The 19,840-nt window shown below is 41.9% G+C and carries 17 protein-coding genes; 8 read left to right on the forward strand and 9 right to left on the reverse strand.

Features of this window, described 5'->3' with window-relative positions:
• Window positions 1-328: 328 nt before the first annotated feature.
• Window positions 329-1,678, reverse strand: coding sequence for an efflux RND transporter periplasmic adaptor subunit (locus ACFGVS_RS16185; protein WP_090642099.1), 1,350 nt, complete (start codon window positions 1,676-1,678; stop codon window positions 329-331).
• A 39-nt stretch (window positions 1,679-1,717) separates the two neighbouring features.
• On the reverse strand, window positions 1,718-3,166 hold the full coding sequence (locus ACFGVS_RS16190; protein ID WP_274211471.1) for a TolC family protein: 1,449 nt from the start codon (window positions 3,164-3,166) through the stop codon (window positions 1,718-1,720).
• Window positions 3,167-3,260: 94 nt separating this feature from the next.
• Here ACFGVS_RS16190 and ACFGVS_RS16195 point away from each other — a divergent pair, with 94 nt between their 5' ends.
• The 4 genes from ACFGVS_RS16195 (at window position 3,261) to ACFGVS_RS16210 (ending at window position 7,487) form a co-directional block, all read left to right on the forward strand.
• Window positions 3,261-3,887, forward strand: a complete 627-nt coding sequence (locus ACFGVS_RS16195) for a polysaccharide deacetylase family protein (protein ID WP_439694728.1) — start codon at window positions 3,261-3,263, stop codon at window positions 3,885-3,887.
• Window positions 3,888-4,034: 147 nt separating this feature from the next.
• Window positions 4,035-4,409: a four helix bundle protein gene (locus ACFGVS_RS16200; RefSeq protein ID WP_439694729.1), complete on the forward strand. Its 375-nt coding sequence runs from the start codon at window positions 4,035-4,037 to the stop codon at window positions 4,407-4,409.
• A gap of 327 nt (window positions 4,410-4,736) precedes the next feature.
• Window positions 4,737-7,004 carry an aconitate hydratase gene (locus ACFGVS_RS16205; RefSeq protein ID WP_439694730.1) on the forward strand — a complete coding sequence of 756 codons (2,268 nt, stop codon included), beginning with the start codon at window positions 4,737-4,739 and terminating at the stop codon, window positions 7,002-7,004.
• A gap of 159 nt (window positions 7,005-7,163) precedes the next feature.
• Window positions 7,164-7,487 (forward strand): hypothetical protein, encoded by a 324-nt coding sequence (locus tag ACFGVS_RS16210; RefSeq protein WP_439694731.1) that lies wholly within the window; start codon window positions 7,164-7,166, stop codon window positions 7,485-7,487.
• 26 nt (window positions 7,488-7,513) lie between these two features.
• On the opposite strand, the gene ACFGVS_RS16215 is transcribed toward ACFGVS_RS16210, so the two are convergent.
• From ACFGVS_RS16215 to ACFGVS_RS16235, 5 genes are all read right to left on the reverse strand, one after another.
• On the reverse strand, window positions 7,514-9,148 hold the full coding sequence (locus ACFGVS_RS16215) for an ABC transporter substrate-binding protein (protein ID WP_439694732.1): 1,635 nt from the start codon (window positions 9,146-9,148) through the stop codon (window positions 7,514-7,516).
• Window positions 9,149-9,535: 387 nt separating this feature from the next.
• On the reverse strand, window positions 9,536-10,558 hold the full coding sequence (recA, locus tag ACFGVS_RS16220; protein WP_090642077.1) for a recombinase RecA: 1,023 nt from the start codon (window positions 10,556-10,558) through the stop codon (window positions 9,536-9,538).
• Between the two features lie 182 nt (window positions 10,559-10,740).
• Complete coding sequence (nth, locus tag ACFGVS_RS16225; protein ID WP_439694733.1) at window positions 10,741-11,499, reverse strand: endonuclease III; 759 nt, start codon at window positions 11,497-11,499, stop codon at window positions 10,741-10,743.
• A 233-nt stretch (window positions 11,500-11,732) separates the two neighbouring features.
• The gene (locus ACFGVS_RS16230; RefSeq protein WP_158642931.1) at window positions 11,733-11,876 is read right to left on the reverse strand and encodes a hypothetical protein; all 144 of its coding nucleotides are present in this window, start codon (window positions 11,874-11,876) and stop codon (window positions 11,733-11,735) included.
• Window positions 11,877-12,153: 277 nt separating this feature from the next.
• Complete coding sequence (locus ACFGVS_RS16235) at window positions 12,154-12,738, reverse strand: RNA polymerase sigma factor (RefSeq protein WP_090642067.1); 585 nt, start codon at window positions 12,736-12,738, stop codon at window positions 12,154-12,156.
• 708 nt (window positions 12,739-13,446) lie between these two features.
• Between ACFGVS_RS16235 and ACFGVS_RS16240 the strand changes: the two genes are divergently transcribed.
• From ACFGVS_RS16240 to ACFGVS_RS16255, 4 genes are all read left to right on the forward strand, one after another.
• Window positions 13,447-13,938, forward strand: a complete 492-nt coding sequence (locus tag ACFGVS_RS16240) for a hypothetical protein (RefSeq protein ID WP_274211465.1) — start codon at window positions 13,447-13,449, stop codon at window positions 13,936-13,938.
• Window positions 13,939-13,972: 34 nt separating this feature from the next.
• Window positions 13,973-15,409 (forward strand): asparagine--tRNA ligase, encoded by a 1,437-nt coding sequence (gene asnS, locus ACFGVS_RS16245; protein ID WP_274211464.1) that lies wholly within the window; start codon window positions 13,973-13,975, stop codon window positions 15,407-15,409.
• 135 nt (window positions 15,410-15,544) lie between these two features.
• Window positions 15,545-16,030 carry an SRPBCC family protein gene (locus tag ACFGVS_RS16250; RefSeq protein ID WP_439694734.1) on the forward strand — a complete coding sequence of 162 codons (486 nt, stop codon included), beginning with the start codon at window positions 15,545-15,547 and terminating at the stop codon, window positions 16,028-16,030.
• 32 nt (window positions 16,031-16,062) lie between these two features.
• Window positions 16,063-16,599: an RBBP9/YdeN family alpha/beta hydrolase gene (locus ACFGVS_RS16255; protein WP_439694735.1), complete on the forward strand. Its 537-nt coding sequence runs from the start codon at window positions 16,063-16,065 to the stop codon at window positions 16,597-16,599.
• 153 nt (window positions 16,600-16,752) lie between these two features.
• On the opposite strand, the gene lepB (ACFGVS_RS16260) is transcribed toward ACFGVS_RS16255, so the two are convergent.
• Complete coding sequence (gene lepB, locus ACFGVS_RS16260; RefSeq protein ID WP_439694736.1) at window positions 16,753-18,222, reverse strand: signal peptidase I; 1,470 nt, start codon at window positions 18,220-18,222, stop codon at window positions 16,753-16,755.
• 23 nt (window positions 18,223-18,245) lie between these two features.
• Window positions 18,246-19,388 (reverse strand): signal peptidase I, encoded by a 1,143-nt coding sequence (gene lepB, locus ACFGVS_RS16265; protein ID WP_439694737.1) that lies wholly within the window; start codon window positions 19,386-19,388, stop codon window positions 18,246-18,248.
• Window positions 19,389-19,840: the final 452 nt, after the last annotated feature.

A 19,840-nucleotide genomic window follows, 5' to 3' on the forward strand; every position in this document is an offset into this window, starting at 1 on the left:
AAGCATGGTGTAGAATAGATTCTTCGTACCTACCCATGACATGCTGTCTTTTCGAGGTGCACGGGCCTGTCAGCCTGAGCCGGTCGAAGGGTCGCGCGGAGAGACCTTTGCCCACTATGGTTCGACAAGCTCACCATGACAGCCCTTTTTACGATGTCATTCCCCCTTCAGAATTTCGCGAAATTTTACTACTCAGAATGACAGTAAGGATAGCTTTCAAACCGGTTACAGGTAACACCACGTAGTAAGATGATATCCTAAATCCTGCAAAACAACAAAGCCGCGATCAATTAAAGATCGCGGCTCCAATGATTTTATCTTTTATAGCTTAGTTCGCCTTGTTGTTATTATCGGCATTAAACAGTTTCGATTTGTCAACCTTTTCTACAATCATCCCATCGGCAAGTGTTTTAGTAATTGCTGCATAAGGGGCAGACACTACTTCTTCGCCGCCTTTAAGGCCACTTAATATTTGAATGTAGGTATCATTCTGGATGCCTGTAGTAACCTGCACTTGTTTTAGCTTGTTACCTGCAGTTAACACAAATACGTATTCTTTTGATGGCTGTGTAATTGATGGTTTACTCTTGTCGTCGTCCTTTTTAGGCGGCCCGTTCTGATCTTTTTTCTCCTCGCGGGTGGTTACCGATTGAATAGGTACCGATAATGATTTTACCTGGTTGGTGTTAATGTCAACAGTAGCTGTTAATCCCGGACGGAAAGGAGACGGGTTATCTGCAGATTTTTTTAATAACGACATGTATGAATCTGCGTTGATGCGTACTTTAACAGTAAAGTTAGTCACCTGGTCGGCAGTGGTACCAACCACATTGGCCGAACTTCCTATCTCAGAAACAACACCTGTAAATTTCTTACCCAAAAACGCGTCAATCTCGATATTCGATGAATCGCCTAATGAAATGCGGTTAATATCGTTTTCGTTCACATCAACGTTAACATCCATTTTGCTCAGGTCAGATATGGTCATGATCTCGGTACCGGCAAATTGCTGGGTACCTAAAACACGCTCGCCCAATTCAATAGATAGTTTTGATACCACGCCATCAACAGGTGAATAAATGGTTGTTTTGGCCAGGTTATCCTGCGCTTCTTTTACCGAAGCAGATGACTGTGCCAAACCATATTGTGAGCCAATAACGTTTTGCTTGGCAGCTTCTAAGGAAGCTTTGGCGCCTTCATAAGCAGCTTTGGCATTTTCATATTCAGATACGGTAAGCACCTTATTTTTATATAGCTCCTGGCTGCGTTTAAATATACCAGCCTGGTTATCAAATGTAGCCTGGGCTTGTTTTAGCAATTGACCAGAGTTACCCACACTGGCTTTTTGAGTATTATAAGATGCGATGGCTCTATCGTAACCCGACTTTAAAATGTCCGGACGGATTTTACAAAGCAACTGGCCTTTTTTAACAACGTCGCCTTCTTTAATGGGCAATTCAACCACTTCGCCAGATACTTCGGGGCTTATTTTAACTTCGATATGCGGTTTTATTTTGCCGCTGGCAGATACGGTTTCGTTAATAACGCGTGTATCAGCTTTTTCGGTGGCAACCTGGGTTAAAGGCGGCTTACCAATAAGGCCGGTTACCTTGGCAATGATCAACAGAACAATCAGCGAACCAAGTCCTATCAGAATATATTTAGTAGTTTTTCCCATGATTATGAGTTTGGATATTTACGGTTTTAGTTTTTTTATTTACAATGATATTGGTTTGCCCAGGTAGTAATCAATAACTTTCGCCCTAAACACAACCATATATTGCGCATTGATCATGTCAAACTGCGATTTATTGAGGTTGGTTAACGATGTATTATAGTCAAGCGAGTTTACCAAACCAACATTATAACGCTGTTGTATAATATTAAAGGCTTCTTTATTGGCCTGGTAAGTTTGCGTATATGACAGGTATGATTTTTCGGCAGCTTTTACATCCAATACCGCCTGGTAAATAATCTTGCTCAGGTTATTACGGGCCAACTGTGTTGTTACCTTAGCGTTTTCATACTGTATTTTTGCTTTGCGTACCGATGTACGTGAGCTAAAACGGTTAAAAATGGGTATCTGCAAACTAACCCCAACCGATTGGTTAAAGTTATCGCTCAGCTGCTTAAAAAACGGATATTTATTATACACAGCGGCATATTGTGGTACTGTGGCCGGCTGGTTACGGTTACCATTAACAAAACCAACTGTATCTATCCTGCCGGTGGGTGTTATCCCTCCTAATAAAGTACGCGCGTCTGAATAATTGGAACCTAACTGGCCAAACAATACCACGCTTGGATAATAATTGCCCTGGGCTATTTTAATACCCTGCTGGGTAGCCTTTTCCCGTTGCTCTGCCAGCAATAAATCCGGGTTAACCAATTCGGCGCTTTTTAAAACTTCCTCGGCATTATATAATGTTTGAACGTCTGTCAGCTTACTTATATCCGGTTTCTCAACAACAATATTTGTTTGCGGGGCCATTTCCATGTATTGCTTTAAGGTAAGCAACGAAATTTCATAGGCATTTTGAGCATTGGTATAATTCAAATCGGCTGTTGACACAGTTGCTTTAGCCTGCGACAGATCTGCCAGCGTTTGGTTGCCAACATCGAAGTTTTTTTGAGCCCTATCTAAAGTAATTTTAGATACATCTATTTGCTGTTGAGCCGCTTTTACCAAATCCTGGTTGGTTAATACCTGTAAATAAGTGGTAACCACGTTTAAAATAAGATCGTTCCTTACTTTTGCTGTGGCAGTCTTATCAGCATCAAGCAATAAACGGTTCTGAATGATAGTATTGCGCAACTGGCCACCCTGAAACAGGGTTACCTGTGTTTGTATGGTACCATTTAACGCAAAAATGCGTTGGTTGATGAACTGGTTGGTAGATGGGTCGATGTTACGGCCAAAGTTAAATGATGCCTGCGGGCCTGCGGTAAGGTTTGGGAGCTGATTATATTTCGACTGTTTTAAAGTTTCATCATCCAACGCCTCGGTAAACTGCGATTGTTTGATGGTAAGGTTACGCTCCAGGGCCATATCAACAGCCTTTTGCAACGATATTACCTCCTGCGCATTAGCCCGGAAACTTAACGACGAAAACATGATGGCGCAAATTACAGTAGCTTTAAAAGATGGTATAAATTTTAGTTTCATAAGGTTTTTCTATACAATGGTAAGCAACTGATTACTACCTTGCGGTGTTGTTTTCTATCTACCGGAAAATTTAACATTAACTTTTGTTTTGAATATGTACCTGGTTAAAACTCCCTGGCTGCTAAAAAAGCTTTATCCCGAGCTTATCTGGAATGTAAACCAAACTAACCGTTGTATTTATCTCACTTTTGACGATGGACCTATACCTATTGTTACACCATTTGTTTTAAATATTTTAAAACAGTACAATGCCAAAGCAACGTTCTTTTGCATTGGCGACAATGTAGGCAAACATCCCGATATTTTTGAGCAAATTGTTAACGATGGGCATGCTATTGGCAACCACACCTACAACCACCTTAAAGGATGGAAAACTGATAACAGAACCTACGTTGATAATTTTCTCTCAGCAGATAAAATACTGCATACTAATTTATTTCGGCCACCATATGGCCGCATCAAAAAACAACAGGCAAAGGATTTAAAATCTGTTAAACCCGACATCAAAATCATCATGTGGGATGTACTGAGCGGCGATTTTGACATCAAACTAAAGCCGCAGGACTGCCTTAAAAATGTTATAAAACATACGGAAGCAGGCTCAATAGTGGTATTTCATGATAGTTTGAAAGCCTTTGACAGGTTGAAGTATGTTTTGCCAAAGGCGATGGAGACCTGGAGTAAGGAGGGGTATAGTTTTGAGTTGCTTGGGTTGGATTGAGTTGATTGGGTTGATTGAGTTGATTGGGTTGATTGGGTTGATTGGGTTGATTGGGTTGATTGGGTTGATTGGGTTGATTGGGTTGATTGGGTTGATTGGGTTGAAAATTAACTATGAGGAAGTACTTCACAAAAAATAAAATATTAAATGGCATCATTTATCGAACTGGAAACTTGGAAGCAGGCCCGAAAAATACGGATGTCGATTTCTGACATTGTCAAAAGCTTTCCAAATGAGGAAAAATTCAGGTTAACGGATCAAATAATTCGTTGTTCGAGATCAATAGGTAATAATATTGCCGAAGGCCATGGACGTTTTCATTTTCAGGATAATATCCGTTTTTGCATCATCGCTCGCGGCTCACTGTCAGAAACGCTTGACCACATGATTATTGCGAGAGATGAAAACTACGTTGATGACGCGGTATTTAAATCGTTTCAAAATGACTACGATCAATGCCTTAAACTATTAAACGGCTACATCTCCTTTATCAAAAAGAAAAAAAATGACGAGTTAGGTTGAGTGAGTGGTTGATTGGGTTGGATTGAGTTAATTAAGTTATAAATTTCATTAAATTAAATTAAACAGTCCAACCTAATCAACCTATTCCAACCCGATCAACCCAATCCAACTGAATCAACTTATTCTAACCTAATCAACTCAATCCAACCCAATCAACTTATTCCAACCCAATCAACACCCTAACCTATTTAGAACCTATCCAAATAAGAATTGACGAAACCTTGATTATTAATTAGATGTTATATTTTGTAAATTCGCCGCACTAAGTTTCTGACAATCAATTTTAGTGTCAATTTCTTTTACTTTTCACCTAAAAATCAAATACAAATGGCTTTTGATTTAGATATGATCAAAAAAGTTTACGACCGCTACAGCACCCGCGTGGATGCTGCCCGTAAAGCGACTGGTAAACATCTTACTTTAACCGAGAAAATTTTATACGCCCACCTTTCAGAAGGCGACGCTAAGACAGCGTTTGGCCGCGGTGTGGATTACGTTGATTTTGCACCCGACCGCGTGGCTATGCAGGATGCAACAGCGCAAATGGCTTTATTGCAGTTTATGCAGGCTGGCCGTCCGCAGGTTGCTGTTCCATCTACCGTACATTGCGATCACCTGATACAAGCAAAAGTTGGCGCCGTTGCCGATTTAAATACTGCCATTGACATTAACCGCGAGGTTTATGATTTCCTGGCTTCAGTATCTGATAAATATGGTATTGGTTTCTGGAAGGCCGGCGCCGGCATCATTCACCAGGTAGTGTTAGAAAACTATGCATTCCCGGGCGGTATGATGATTGGTACAGATTCGCACACGCCAAATGCGGGTGGTTTAGGTATGATAGCTATTGGCGTTGGTGGCGCCGATGCCTGCGACGTTATGGCAGGTTTACCATGGGAGCTTAAATTCCCTAAGTTGATTGGTGTTAAATTAACCGGTAAATTATCCGGATGGACATCAGCTAAAGACGTTATTTTGAAAGTAGCAGGTATCCTTACTGTAAAAGGTGGTACCGGTGCTATTGTTGAATATTTTGGCGAAGGCGCACGCTCACTTTCTGCTACAGGTAAAGGAACTATCTGTAACATGGGTGCCGAAATTGGCGCAACCACTTCGGTGTTTGGTTATGACGATAAAATTGCCGCTTACCTTAAAGGTACCAAACGTGCCGACATAGCCGAATTGGCCGATGCTGTTGCTGAACACTTAACCGGCGACCAGGAAGTTTACGCCAACCCTGAGCAATATTTTGACCAGGTTATCGAGATTAACCTGAGCGAACTGGAACCGCACATTAACGGTCCGTTCACACCGGATCTGGCATGGCCTATATCTAAATTTGCTACCGCTGTTAAAGAAAACAACTGGCCTGCAAAATTAGAAGTTGGCTTAATTGGCTCATGTACCAACTCATCTTACGAAGATATCACCCGTTCTGCATCTATCGCAAAACAGGCTGTAGATAAACGCCTTACTACCAAGGCTGAATTTACCATCACCCCCGGATCGGAGCTTGTGCGTTATACGGTTGACCGTGATGGCTACCTGGATACCTTTGCACAAATGGGCGGCGTGGTATTGGCAAACGCTTGCGGACCATGTATTGGTCAGTGGGCCCGTCATACCGACGATCCTACACGTAAAAACTCAATCATCACCTCGTTTAACCGCAACTTTGCTAAACGCCAGGATGGTAACCCAAACACACATGCGTTTGTAGCTTCACCAGAAATTGTAACAGCTTTGGCTATTGCAGGCGATTTAACTTTTAACCCACTTACCGATACTTTAACCAACATTAATGGCGAACAAGTTAAACTTGATGAGCCAATGGGTATAGAAATGCCGGTTAAGGGTTACGCTGTTGAAGATGCCGGCTACCAGGCCCCTGCCGAAGATGGTAGCCAGGTACAGGTATTGGTTGATCCAAAATCGGCACGCTTACAGTTATTGGAGCCGTTTGCCGCATGGGAAGGTGTAGACATTAAAGGCCTTAAATTGCTGATTAAAGCAAAAGGCAAATGTACAACCGACCATATTTCGATGGCTGGTCCATGGTTAAAATTCCGTGGCCACCTGGATAACATATCAAACAATATGTTGATTGGTGCCATCAATTACTTTAACAACACTGCCGATAGCGTTAAAAACGAATTGACCGGCGAGTACGGCCCGGTTCCTGCTACTCAACGTGCTTATAAAGCAAATGGCATTGGATCAATAGTAGTAGGCGACGAAAACTATGGTGAAGGTTCATCACGTGAGCACGCTGCCATGGAGCCACGTCACCTTGGTGTACGTGCCATATTGGTAAAATCATTTGCCCGTATTCACGAAACCAACCTTAAAAAACAAGGTATGTTGGGTATCACCTTTGCTGATAACAACGATTACGACAAAATCCAGGAGGACGACACTATTGACATTACCGGCTTAACAGAATTTGCCCCCGGCAAACAGTTAACTGTTGTATTAAACCACAAAGATGGTTCAGTTGAATCGTTCCCGGTTAACCATACCTACAACGCTCAACAAATTGAGTGGTTTAAAGCAGGTGGTGCGTTAAACATCATCCGTAAACAAATGGCATCTTAATAAGGCTGAAAGCCGAAAGGTTAACGCTGAAAGTTAATTATATGAGCCTCCCTTTGGGGAGGCTTTTTTGTTTGCACTATTAATTGTAATATCACTTTTACATAATATTCAGTAAACTGTCCCGCGATATCTTAGTCTCAGTTATCTAAGTACGCACTTATGAAAAGGTTCCTTTTATTCTCCGCTGGCTTTTGCCTTATTTTATCTGCCTGCAATACTCCCATCACCTATTTTGGCGACAAGCTTAGCCCCACAAATTCCGTCGATATTTATTATTCCGCCCACGATGTCAAGAGGGAATATAAAGTAATTGGGCATTTAACCTGCCCCAATTATATTCACCAGGAAACGGTAATGAAAAAACTTTCTGCTTACTCAAAAACAATCGGGGCTGATGCTATAGTCATTTTAGGTACTGCTGCCGTAAAAGATTCCCAGGCAGCTGTAGTTAATGCCGATGCGCTGAAGTATGCGGATAAATAGAACGGAGGCTTTTCCATTGAATGATATCAGGGTGTTTTCATCACCCGTTTCAACACCAACAAATTCTGACCATTTAAGCTAAAGCCCGATATATTATTTTGATACAGATTTACCAATTTATCATAATACAAAACCACCACCGGCGACTGCTCCATTACCAGGTTATCCATTTGCTGGTAAATGGCATAGCGAGCCGAATCGTTTTTTACCTGGTAGGTTTGTTCAAACAATGCATCAAACTTTTTATTGTTGAAGCCGGTATAGTTGGGGCCAAACGGGATCTTATTTTTTGAATAGAAAACCGACAGATAATTTTCACCATCGGGATAATCGGCAATCCATTGACCGTAAAAAAAGTTGATGCCATTTTTAGATACTAATTCGCGCAGGCTCGCTCCCTGGGTTATTTCTACGCTGGTTTTAATGCCTATCCTATCCAGTTGACCTTGCACATATTCAATCAGGCTGCGATAGCCTACGGTAGTAGCCAACGATATTTCGGGTAATCCCTTACCGTCGGGAAAGCCGGCTTCGGCTAATAGTCGCCGCGCTTTATCAGGATCGTAAGAGTACCCTTTAACACATTTACCATCAAAACCTGGCATACCATGGGGAATAAAGCCGGCATAACCGGGAGTTCCCATGCTATTACGCAGGTATTTAATCATCTTTTGGCGGTCGATAGCGTAGTTTATCGCCTGCCTCACTTTCAATATTTTCAGGGGCGACTTTTTGACGATGGCCAAATTACTGTCGACCAAAATGCCGAGGTACATGGTATTAAGGTAAGGCGCCGTATTTAAAATGAACTTCCCCTTATATTTTTGTGTAACCGCGCCCGATTTGGTGAGGATATCATCGCGATAGCTGCCATCTATATCATTTAAAAAATCAAGCTTCTTTTTTACAAACTCTAAAAACGACGTTTGCTTATCGGCAATAAATGTAGACCTTACAGCATCCAGATACGGCAGATGCCTGCCATTTTTATCGGTTTCCCAGTATTTATCGTTTTTAAGCAGCACCAGCACCTCCCCCTCTTTCCAATACTTAAACCTAAAGGGGCCGGTTCCTATAGGATGACTCCTGAAATCTTTGCCATAAAACTCAACAACCTCCCTGGGAACAACCGAGCAATATTGCGCGGTAAGCATGCTCAAAAAAGGCGCGAAAGGTTGTTTCAGCCTAATCAGGAAAGTACTATCATTGGGGGCCGTAAAGGCATTGCAACCCTTTACTTTATCACTAAAAATCCAGGAACCCGATGAGGCAACTTTAGGGTCTATTAACCTGCTAAAGCTGTAAACAAAATCAGATGCCACAGCCCTCCGGCCTATGCCATTTTTAAAATGCGGATCATCGTGAAAATAAACATCATTGCGCAGGTGAAATGTATACAGCAGCCCATCAGCAGAAACCTCCCAGTTTTTTGCAATACAGGGCGTAACTTTTAAACTGTCGTTAACCTGCACCAACCCATTAAAAACCTGGTTATCCATCCAGATGGTATAACGATTGCGGCAAAAAGCAGGATCAAGCGAGGTGAGGCCCTCCTCCAGGTTAATGTTAAAAACCGTTTTATGCGAATCTGCAGATTTTGAAGAGCAAGCCGAAAGCTGGATCATCAATCCCAAAAACAGCAATAAGACCAGTTTATTCATCAAAAGCTAATGTAATAATTATTGAATTAGCGATTTAACGCATTAGTGATTTATTACGCAGGGATGAAGGTTTACAATTAATGATTTATTGAATTACTGAATTATTGATTTTTTTATTTTTATTGGAATTAACGGTTCCGTGTTCGCACATTTAACCAGCTTAGCGAGGTCTTTATTTTATCACCTTACAAATCCTCTTCGCACCCGTTCCGGTATCTTTCAACACCTCCTCAACACCCCAACTTACCCCTCCGGGAACTAAACTTACACCAAGCTAACAAATGCAAAAAGCCTCCCAAATTGAGAGGCTTTCAAATATCTATAAGCTTTTAAAATCGAACAGGGTTTCAAGAAATCCTGTCAATCACGCTAAATCCTAAAATCGTGTTATACTTCGGCTAAATGTTCGCCGGTAACGGTTTCTTTAATTTTAGTTTCCAGTTCTTCCATCAGCTCGGGGTTATCCAATATTAATTGTTTAACCGCATCGCGGCCCTGGCCTAAGCGGGTATCGCCGTAGCTGAACCACGAGCCTGCTTTTTTGATGATGTTGTATTCAACACCCAGGTCGATGATTTCGCCGGCTTTAGAAATACCTTCGCCAAACATGATATCAAACTCGGCAATGCGGAACGGCGGTGCAACTTTGTTTTTAACAATCTTCACCTTAACGCGGTTACCGGAAACCTCGTCGGTATCCTTAATTTGTGATATACGGCGTACATCCAAACGTACCGACGCATAAAACTTCAAAGCATTACCGCCGGTGGTAGTTTCGGGATTACCAAACATTACGCCGATTTTATCGCGCAGCTGGTTGATAAAAATACAGCAACATCCTGTTTTGCTAATGGTACCGGTTAATTTACGCAAGGCCTGCGACATTAAACGTGCATGCAAACCCATTTTTGAGTCGCCCATTTCGCCTTCAATCTCAGCCTTTGGCACCAACGCGGCAACAGAGTCAATAACCAGGATATCTATCGCTCCTGAACGGATCAGGTTATCGGCAATTTCTAAAGCCTGCTCACCGTTATCCGGTTGAGAGATCAACAGGTTTTCCACATCCACCCCCAGTTTTTTAGCATAGAAACGATCAAACGCGTGCTCTGCATCAATAAATGCAGCAATGCCGCCTTTCTTTTGCGATTCGGCAATGGCGTGGATAGCCAAAGTTGTTTTACCGGATGATTCCGGCCCGTATATTTCAATGACCCTGCCTTTAGGCAAGCCGCCAACGCCCAGGGCGATGTCGAGCCCCAATGAGCCGGTTGATATTACCTCCGTAGCCTCAATAACAGAATCGCCCAACTTCATGATGGTGCCTTTTCCGTATGATTTTTCAAGCTTATCCAGCGTAAGCTGTAATGCCTTTAATTTGTCTGAGTTATTTTTATCTGTGTTAGCCATCTTCAAATTATCTTTAGCAAATATAAATGTATTATTTAAAAATACTAATTTTTTTAGTAAATATTTTTGTTTGGTGAGTGGTTGATTAGGTTGGATTAGGTTGATTAAGTTTTAGCTGCCCGAATAGCATCAAATATACAAACTAACTACTCACTCAATCAACTTAATCAACCACTCACCAATTAACCTTTCTCCACACTTCTTTTCTTCAGTTCCTTGCTTATCGAGTTCAGAGCCTTTTTCTTTTTTGCTTCCTTGGCTTTTTTAATCTTGGCGGCCTCGGCTTTCAATAAAGCGGTTTCGGTATTGTTTCGCTCGTAATACCTGCAAAACCAGGTGAGCGGGCAAATATCGCATTTGGGGCTGCGGGCCACGCAAATGTACCTGCCATGTAATATAAGCCAGTGGTGGGCTACGGCTATATGCTCTTTAGGAATGTGTTGTATTAATTGCTTTTCAACAGCCAGCGGCGTAGTTGCATTATTGGTTAAACCTATACGGTTGGCTACTCTAAAAACGTGCGTATCTACTGCCATTGCCGGCTCTTCAAATACTACAGATGCAATAACATTGGCAGTTTTACGGCCAACGCCCGGCATTTTCTGCAGGTTATCTATACCCGATGGCACCTCGCTGTTAAATACATTTACCAGTATTTTGGCCATGCCCACCAGGTGCTTTGCCTTATTATTAGGATAACTTACACTACGTATATAAGTAAAAACCTCATCGGATGTTGATGCCGCCAACGCTTCAGGCGTAGGGAAACGTTCAAACAGCGCCGGGGTTACCTGGTTAATGCGTTTATCGGTGCATTGTGCCGACAGGATGACCGCCACCAATAACTGGAACGGATTTTCATAATGCAGTTCGGTAACAGGGTTAGGCTGATTTTTCGAAAAATATTCAACAAAGTGTTTGTAGCGGTCGGCTTTCAGCATTCTTTAGTTCATGGTTGATAGTTCATAGATCATGGCCAAAAGCAAAGTTACGTTTGATATCCAGTTATCCAAATTCAATGTATTTTCAAACTATGATCCATGAACCATCAACTATGAACCACATAGAAATAGAAAGGTTCATAAATCATTTATCGGATTCTGGCAGGGTCGATTCACATCGGGTACCGTAATCAACAATTTATGATCTATGAACCAGTGAGGGGATGCAATGCTTAACGCAGGCTCTTCGAATAGTCCAATATCTGGTGTATGGTTTGCACTTTGGGCTTTTTAGCTAAAAGGTCCAAATCGGCACGAATTGAATTATAAAAAATCAACTCGTCGGCGTCCAGGTTTAAATGTACATTATCGTTCATCTCAGCTTGGTTAGCATTAGCATTTAACGTTTTTGTAAAGGTTTCATCCATAAGCTTTATTACTGTAATTTTTATACGATTTATAACGGTGGCTTAAAGATAATATTTTGTTAGATGAAAATTAAATGAAATATTTTTTATTAATTAATTTTTCCTGATTATTTAATTAACTGGAAATGTGATTAATAAAGTTACTTCCACAAAAAATCCGGTTAATTGATAATTAATCAACAACCGGATTTAATATTAAAATAGCTTATTACTTAATGTTTAATGACTAATTTTTTAGGCTAAGCTCCCTGCCCTGCATCATTTTACGCAGGTTATTAAGTGCATAGCGCATACGGCCAAGCGCAGTATTGATGCTTACATCGGTAATATCGGCAATCTCTTTAAAACTCATATCGCCAAAGTGACGCATAATCAGCACTTCCTTTTGTTCAGATGGCAAAAGCTGTATCAAACCTTTAAGGTCCTTATAGGTTTGCTCCCTAACCATCTTATCTTCAGTACTTTCATCGTAATTACCTAACACCTCAAAAATATCAAAATCGTCGCCATTGCTCACCATTGGTGCGCGTTTTTCACGGCGAAAATGGTCGATAACCAAATTATGTGCAATGCGGGTAACCCAGGGCAAAAACTTACCTTCTTCGTTGTACTTCCCGGCTTTGAGGGTATTTATCACTTTTATAAAAGTATCCTGAAAAATATCCTCGGCAAGGTATTCATCCTTTACCAGCAAATAAATAGAGGTGTATATTTTTGATTGGTAACGCCTGATCAATTCTACAAGCCCCGCTTCATCACCGGCAATGTATAGATGGATTAGATCCTGATCACTATTCAATTGAAAATCCATAGAAAGTACTACTTTAAACTTAATTTTTAGTTAAACTCTTAAAAAGTAAAGTATATTCTATAGCGTGCTCGTTAGGGTAAAAAAATTGTTACGTCAAATAAAACAAATTCTACATTAAAAAACAAATTATATTTTTTTTTGCAGTGCTTTTTTAATAATACATCGGGTTTAAAACCCACAAAACAATTTATTATTTGGCAACAATAATATTAGACTAATTTATATTACCAAAGGTTTAACCAGCACCAAAATAAATTCTCAAAATCAAATTGATTAAAAAATATGATACTGTTAATTTGTATTAAATCCGTTACAAATATTTTGTATTGTAAATTTATTAAAAGACATCAACTTATTGCCCGGCTATATGTTAAAAAATGTTAAATATTAAATACTATTAGTGTTAAGTTGCAGCGTTTACACATTTCTTAATAAAAGAAAATGTAATTACCGGGCCGGAGGCGAAAATAACATCCTCTTTTATTTTATTGATAAGATCCAAAAGATGCGGGCACATGGCAGCCCCAAAAGAGCCCCGGCAGCGATTCAACAAAAGTTGGCTTTAGTTTAATTAACGGATATCAGGCTATCACCTTCAACAATGTTCATTTAGCGCCAATTTGATTAACGCTCCTATTTAAAAGCTTACCCAATAATTTACATATCTTTAGTAAACCTTTTGCTGCCACCCGTTTTTGTTTCACCGTTATGAAAAAATGCCTGCTTTCATTTTTTTGCGCCACCCTATTGCTTTTGAGCTCGTGCGCTAAAAAAAAGTGCTGCGATTTCCCGGTATACAAGGATTTTATCCTTGCCGATAAAAACGGGGAAGCCTGGAATATTCCTCCTTCAAATTCAACCATTAAACAAGATACCTTCATTATATCGGGCAGTAATACTATCGCAGGTACCGAGGAGCGGTTTGGTTTTAAAATACGGTTTGATGGCCTGGGCTATTATGAATTAAAAAGCAACGAGGCTTATTACACATTTATTAAAAACAATGCCACCGTAAGCAACTATAAACTCAGCTTAACACAGGGCAGCACCATCGCCGTGTTTGGAGCCAATGAAAGTGACAAGATAATCCAGGGCTTTTTTGAGCTTCATTTTACCCGGACAACCGGTACCGGCGGCCCCGGACAACCAGACAGTATACGCTTTTTAAACGGAAAATTCAAAGTGCGGTTACAGAATTAATTGTATTTTTGCGGCTCTAAAATTTATACTTATTATGAGTCAGCGCACAAAGATCAAAGCATTGCTGCAAAGCCAGCAAACGGATATTGATGTAACAGTTAAAGGATGGGTTCGCGCCTTCCGGTCAAATCGTTTTATTGCTTTGAATGATGGCTCAACTAATAATAACATCCAGATTGTTGTTGATTTTGAAAACACCGACCCTGCATTGCTAAAACGCATTACAGTTGGCGCGGCACTAAGTGTATCGGGTAAACTCATCGCTTCGTTAGGCAAAGGCCAAACAGTTGAAGTTATAGCGCAGGATATCGAAATTTTAGGCGACAGCGATCCCGAAAAATATCCTATCCAGCCCAAAAAACACAGCCTGGAGTTTTTAAGAGAAAACGCGCACCTGCGTTTCCGTACCAGTACGTTTGGGTCGATATTCCGCCTGCGTAACAGCCTGGCATTCGCGGTACACCAGTTTTTCCAGGAGCGTGGCTTTATTTACCTGCATACACCGGTTATCACACAATCAGATGCCGAAGGCGCAGGCGAAGCTTTTCACGTAACCAACTTCGACCTGAACAACGTACCTAAAACCGATACCGGCGAGGTAGATTACAAACAGGACTTTTTCGGCAAATCAACCAACCTTACCGTATCCGGTCAGCTGGAAGGCGAGCTGGGTGCTATGGCCCTGAGCGATATTTACACCTTCGGACCAACATTCCGTGCCGAAAACTCGAACACTACCCGCCACCTGGCCGAGTTTTGGATGATTGAGCCGGAAGTAGCATTTAACGACCTGCGCGATAACATGGACCTTGCCGAGGACATGCTGAAATACGTGATCAAATTTGCCCTGGATAAAAACCCGGATGATATTGAGTTTTTATCCCAGCGCCTGGCCGAAGAAGAAAAGCAAAAACCACAGAACGAACGATCTGACATGACCTTGTTAGAGAAGTTGAACTTTTGTTTAGATAACGATTTTGAGCGCCTTACCTATACCGAGGCTATCGGGATATTAAAAGAATCGACGCCGAATAAAAAGAAAAAATTCCAATATATCGTGGAAGGCTGGGGTACCGACCTGCAAAGCGAGCACGAGCGCTACCTGGTTGAGAAACACTTTAAAAAACCGGTGATCCTGACCGATTACCCTAAAGAGATCAAATCGTTTTACATGCGCCAGAACGACGATGGCAAAACAGTAGCCGCTATGGATATCCTTTTCCCGGGTATAGGCGAGATTGTAGGCGGTTCGCAACGTGAAGAGCGTTTGGATTTGTTAGAGAAACGCATGGACGAAATGGGCATCCCTAAAGACGAACTTTGGTGGTACCTGGATACCCGCCGCTTTGGCTCGTGCCCTCACTCAGGTTTTGGTTTAGGCTTTGAGCGCCTGGTGCTGTTTGTTACCGGCATGGGAAACATCCGCGACGTGATCCCTTTCCCAAGGTTCCCAAAGAATGCGGAATTTTAATCAGGGTTTCTGTTGAAAAAAAACATGTCATTGCGAGGAGGAACGACGTGGCAATCGCAAACTTTGCATTTCCGCTTTGCAAATTCGCGATTGCTTCGTACCTCGCAATGACATGATGGCTTAATTTTATTTACCATGCCCATTATCGAATTAGCCACCCACATTAATGCCCCCGTTGCCCGGTGTTTCGACCTGGCCCGGAGCATTGATATGCATGTAGATTCGATGCAGCAAAGCGGCGAAACAGCCGTTGCCGGGCGTACCAGCGGCCTTATTGAACTGGGCGAAACCGTTACCTGGCGGGCAAAGCACTTCGGCATCTGGCAAACCTTAACCTCGAAGGTTACCGAAATGGATTATCCCAAATACTTCACAGATGAAATGGTTCAAGGAGCATTTAAAGCCTTCCGCCACGAACATTATTTTTATCCCATCAATAACCAAACCCTGATGAAAGATGTTTTTATGTTTGATGCACCCTTGGGATTTTTAGGAATTATAGCTAACTTCCTGTTTTTGGAACGATATATGACCCGCTTGCTGAAACAACGTAACCAGGAAATTAAAAAAGCGGCAGAAGCCCCCCGGCCTCCTGAAGGGAGAGTTGGAACGCGGCGTTAAGGTTTCAAAAAGCCTGTTAACTTTGTAAAATCATGTTTAAATCAACTATCCTCATCATCCCGGGCCTGGGTAATTCGGGGCCGCAGCATTGGCAGTCACTTTGGCAAAAGCAGTTTGGTTTCATCCGCGTTGAACAGCAGGACTGGGAAACACCCGTTTGTGCCGATTGGATAACTATCCTGCAGGCTTATGTAGACAGACATGATCCTAAAGACGTGATATTGGTAGGCCACAGCCTGGCCTGCGCCACTATAGCCTACTGGGCAAAGGAATATAACGTAGCCATCAAAGCTGCCCTGCTGGTTGCCCCAAGCGACACAGAAGCCCAAAGCTACCCAACCGGAACAACCGGCTTTGCACCCGTGCCGCTGATAAAGCTGCCATTTAAAAGCACCACGGTAATGAGTACCAATGATTTTTATGTAACGCCCGAGCGTGCCCAACTATTTGCCGATTCCTGGGGCAGTAAGTTGGTGAATATAGGCGATGCCAGCCATATTAACGCGGCATCGAATTTAGGAACATGGGAAGCTGGCCTGGAGCTTTTGCAGGAACTGGACGGATTTTAGGCGAAAGGTGAAAGGCCAAAGGCAAGCCGCATACTTCGTAAGTCTAATTCAACTTATTCAATCGTTTATATTATAAAAAACAAAAAAGGCAGTAAACCAATTAGCTTACTGCCCTTTTTTTGAATTTTTCCTTTTGAATTTTGACTTTAGTCCCTATCTAATAACATTAAACAACCTGCTCCACCTGATCTTGTGCAGGAAGCTGGCCTGGTCATCAACACTCATCCAGATAAACAGGGCTTTGCCAACAATATGATCTTCGGGAACAAAACCCCAGAAACGCGAATCTTCAGAGTTATGGCGGTTATCGCCCATCATGAAATAATAATTCATTTTAAAGGTATAGCTATCTACTTTTTTACCATTAATCAGGATGTCTTTACCAACCACTTCCACTTTGTTGCCTTCGTAAATTTCGATAGCGCGGCCGTATACCGGGAATGTTAAGCTATCCAGCTTTACCGTCCAGCCTTTTTTAGGCACAATGATAGGTCCGTAGTTATCCTGGTTCCAGGTAAAACGGGGAAAACTTGGGGTAATTTTATAGTTAGGGTATTTCAACGGAAAAACAGTATACCCGTCAAAAGCGCCGGGCTTAGTCAAATCGGGTGTAACCGACTTAATATTCGCGTACCCTTTTAAAGCATTGGCCGATGCTACCGTAGTGTTTGTTATAAACTCATTAGCCCTATCTGTTGTGGCAATATCGGCCAGGTGCAATTCACTTATCAGGTCGGGGTTAATTGCCGTCCCGTCGTATTGTACACGGTAAGTAATTTCGCCATTTACAGGAGTTGTTTTGGCTTTACCATTAATAAACACCTGCGCGTTTACCACACTAAGCGTATCGCCGGGGGTACCCTGGCAGCGTTTTATAAAATTCTCTCGTTTATCAACCGGGCGGCTCAAAGGCGCATCAGCATCCATAGGGTAGTTAAATACCACCACATCGCCTTTTTTAATCTCGCTTAAACCGGGCAGGCGGTAATAAGGCAGCTCGATGCCGTCCCAATAAGCCTTGGTATTAATAAGGGGCATGGTATGGTGTGCAAACGGAAAGGCTACAGGTGTCATGGGCAGCCGTGCGCCATAGTTTACCTTGCTTACAAACAGGTAATCGCCAATCAGTAACGAACTTTCCATAGATGCACTCGGGATTACGTAAGCTTCAATAAACAGCGTGCGAATCAGTGTAGCAGCTATCACCGCGAAAATAATGGCATCGGCCCACTCGCGCGCAACAGTTTTTTTAAGTGCCTTTTTATATTTCTCCCTAAACTCCAGGCTGACCGATGGGCCAACGTACTTAGTATCTTTATCAAAACCCCATTTTGGCAAAAATATAAAGGGCAGGGCAACACCGCCAATATGTTCGCTCAATGAAAACTTGCCATACGACTTTAAAAAGTCGACCATAAGGCCAATAAACACCAATATATTTAGCCCTGGCAATAACATAAGTGCCAGCCACCATAACGGCCTGCCACTCAGTTTTATCATTACGTAAATATTATAAACGGGTATTACACCCTCCCAACCCGGCCTGCCGGCTTTTTCAAATAATTTATATAAACCAATAAAAGGCAGAACAACAAATAACAAAAACGCAATTATAATATTCACTATATATTTTCTTTAAGTAACAGCTATTTTATACCCCTGAACAACCTGCTCCACCTTATTTTATTTGCAAACGATGCCGTACTATCAATACTCATCCAGGTAAACAAGGCTTTGCCAACTACGTGATCTTCGGGCAAAAAGCCCCAATAGCGCGAATCGGTGGAGTTATGGCGGTTATCGCCCATCATCCAATAATAGTTCATTTTAAAGGTGTAAGTATCGGCTTTTTTTCCGTTTATAAAAATATCCTTGCCATTAACTTTAACTGTATTATGTTCATAAACGGCAATAGCGCGGCCATATAAAGGAAAATTAAGGCTATCCAGCTTAACCGTCCACCCTTTTTTAGGGATGATAACGGGGCCAAAGTTGTCTACATTCCAGCCGTAGCGAGGCATAGTACCTATTTTATAGTCGGGGTGCGATAGCGGGTAAACCGGGTTAAAATCATCAACCACGCCTTTAATAGCAATATCAGGCGTTACCGACTTAATATTGGAATAACTTTTCAACTTATTGGCCGATTCTATCGTGGTGTTTGTTCTAAAATCGGTAGTCGAATTTTCGTAATAAGCTATGTCGGTCAAATGCAGTTCATTGATCAGTTCGGGGTTAATTGTACTGCCGTCGGTTTTTACCTTATATGCCATCTCACCGGTTACCGAAGTCAGTTCGGGTTTGCCGTTGATGTATACCTGCGCATTTACCAGGCTTAAGGTATCGCCGGGCGTACCCTGGCAGCGTTTAATAATGTTCTCGCGCCTGTCAACCGGGCGGTAATATGGCGAATCGGCCTCCATTGGCAGGTTAAATACCACTATATCGCCTTTTTTAATGTCGCTAAGGCCTGGGAGGCGATAGTAAGGCAATTTCACATCCAGGTACGATTTGGTTTCGGTAAACGGAATGGTATGGGCGGTAAACGGTATAGCGAGTGGTGTTATAGGCATCCGTGCGCCATAGTTAACCTTGCTTACAAAAAGGTAATCGCCAATTAGCAATGAGCTTTCCATCGATCCGCTGGGGATTACATACGCTTCGATAAAAAGCGTACGGATGAGGGTAGCCGCTATAACTGCAAATAAAATGGCATCGGCCCACTCACGGATGGCCCCTTTTTTCTTTTTCGGCGTGGTTTTATCTTTCTTCCAGAATTTCCAGTTCATTTTTGATCAGATGTGCAAATTTCAAATTTCAGATGTGCAGATGATTAAGATCAATGCACACTCATACTTCACAAATTTGTCTATTTTTTGATGAATATATTATTAATTATTTTCCTATGACTACCATGTAAGCAATATGTTACCCGCTTAGCGGTGCAAATATGCAATTTCAAAAAGGCAATATGAAGATTAAGTCCGAAAGTCTTTTGTCGGCAAGTCCGAAAGTTGAAAAATATGGTTCTTTACTTCAAAAATCTGATACCTAATACTATTTGCAGGTACTTTTCAGGGCAATCTTGAACGACTATACGCATTGCTCATATGGATCGAACCTACGGCGCTCACCCGTTTTCTTCACGGGTTAAAACCCGTGGCTACCAAATTGGCCGAGGCTACGCCTCTGATTCGTGTTGAACAAGCCCTGATGTGCAAACAAAACATATGGCTATAAA

This window comes from Mucilaginibacter sediminis (assembly GCF_051903035.1).
In the GTDB taxonomy this organism is placed as follows: Bacteria; Bacteroidota; Bacteroidia; order Sphingobacteriales; family Sphingobacteriaceae; genus Mucilaginibacter.

Bases quoted from the DNA above. Each gene is read 5' to 3' on its own strand.
- lepB (WP_439694737.1), bottom strand. From the start codon at position 19,388: ATGAACTGGAAATTCTGGAAGAAAGATAAAACCACGCCGAAAAAGAAA.
- ACFGVS_RS16215 (WP_439694732.1), bottom strand. From the start codon at position 9,148: ATGAATAAACTGGTCTTATTGCTGTTTTTGGGATTGATGATCCAGCTT.
- ACFGVS_RS16185 (WP_090642099.1), bottom strand. From the start codon at position 1,678: ATGGGAAAAACTACTAAATATATTCTGATAGGACTTGGTTCGCTGATT.
- nth (WP_439694733.1), bottom strand. From the start codon at position 11,499: ATGCTGAAAGCCGACCGCTACAAACACTTTGTTGAATATTTTTCGAAA.
- ACFGVS_RS16230 (WP_158642931.1), bottom strand. From the start codon at position 11,876: ATGAACGATAATGTACATTTAAACCTGGACGCCGACGAGTTGATTTTT.
- ACFGVS_RS16250 (WP_439694734.1), top strand. From the start codon at position 15,545: ATGCCCATTATCGAATTAGCCACCCACATTAATGCCCCCGTTGCCCGG.
- ACFGVS_RS16255 (WP_439694735.1), top strand. From the start codon at position 16,063: ATGTTTAAATCAACTATCCTCATCATCCCGGGCCTGGGTAATTCGGGG.
- asnS (WP_274211464.1), top strand. From the start codon at position 13,973: ATGAGTCAGCGCACAAAGATCAAAGCATTGCTGCAAAGCCAGCAAACG.
- ACFGVS_RS16235 (WP_090642067.1), bottom strand. From the start codon at position 12,738: ATGGATTTTCAATTGAATAGTGATCAGGATCTAATCCATCTATACATT.
- ACFGVS_RS16210 (WP_439694731.1), top strand. From the start codon at position 7,164: ATGAAAAGGTTCCTTTTATTCTCCGCTGGCTTTTGCCTTATTTTATCT.
- ACFGVS_RS16200 (WP_439694729.1), top strand. From the start codon at position 4,035: ATGGCATCATTTATCGAACTGGAAACTTGGAAGCAGGCCCGAAAAATA.
- ACFGVS_RS16205 (WP_439694730.1), top strand. From the start codon at position 4,737: ATGGCTTTTGATTTAGATATGATCAAAAAAGTTTACGACCGCTACAGC.
- ACFGVS_RS16240 (WP_274211465.1), top strand. From the start codon at position 13,447: ATGAAAAAATGCCTGCTTTCATTTTTTTGCGCCACCCTATTGCTTTTG.
- recA (WP_090642077.1), bottom strand. From the start codon at position 10,558: ATGGCTAACACAGATAAAAATAACTCAGACAAATTAAAGGCATTACAG.
- ACFGVS_RS16190 (WP_274211471.1), bottom strand. From the start codon at position 3,166: ATGAAACTAAAATTTATACCATCTTTTAAAGCTACTGTAATTTGCGCC.
- ACFGVS_RS16195 (WP_439694728.1), top strand. From the start codon at position 3,261: ATGTACCTGGTTAAAACTCCCTGGCTGCTAAAAAAGCTTTATCCCGAG.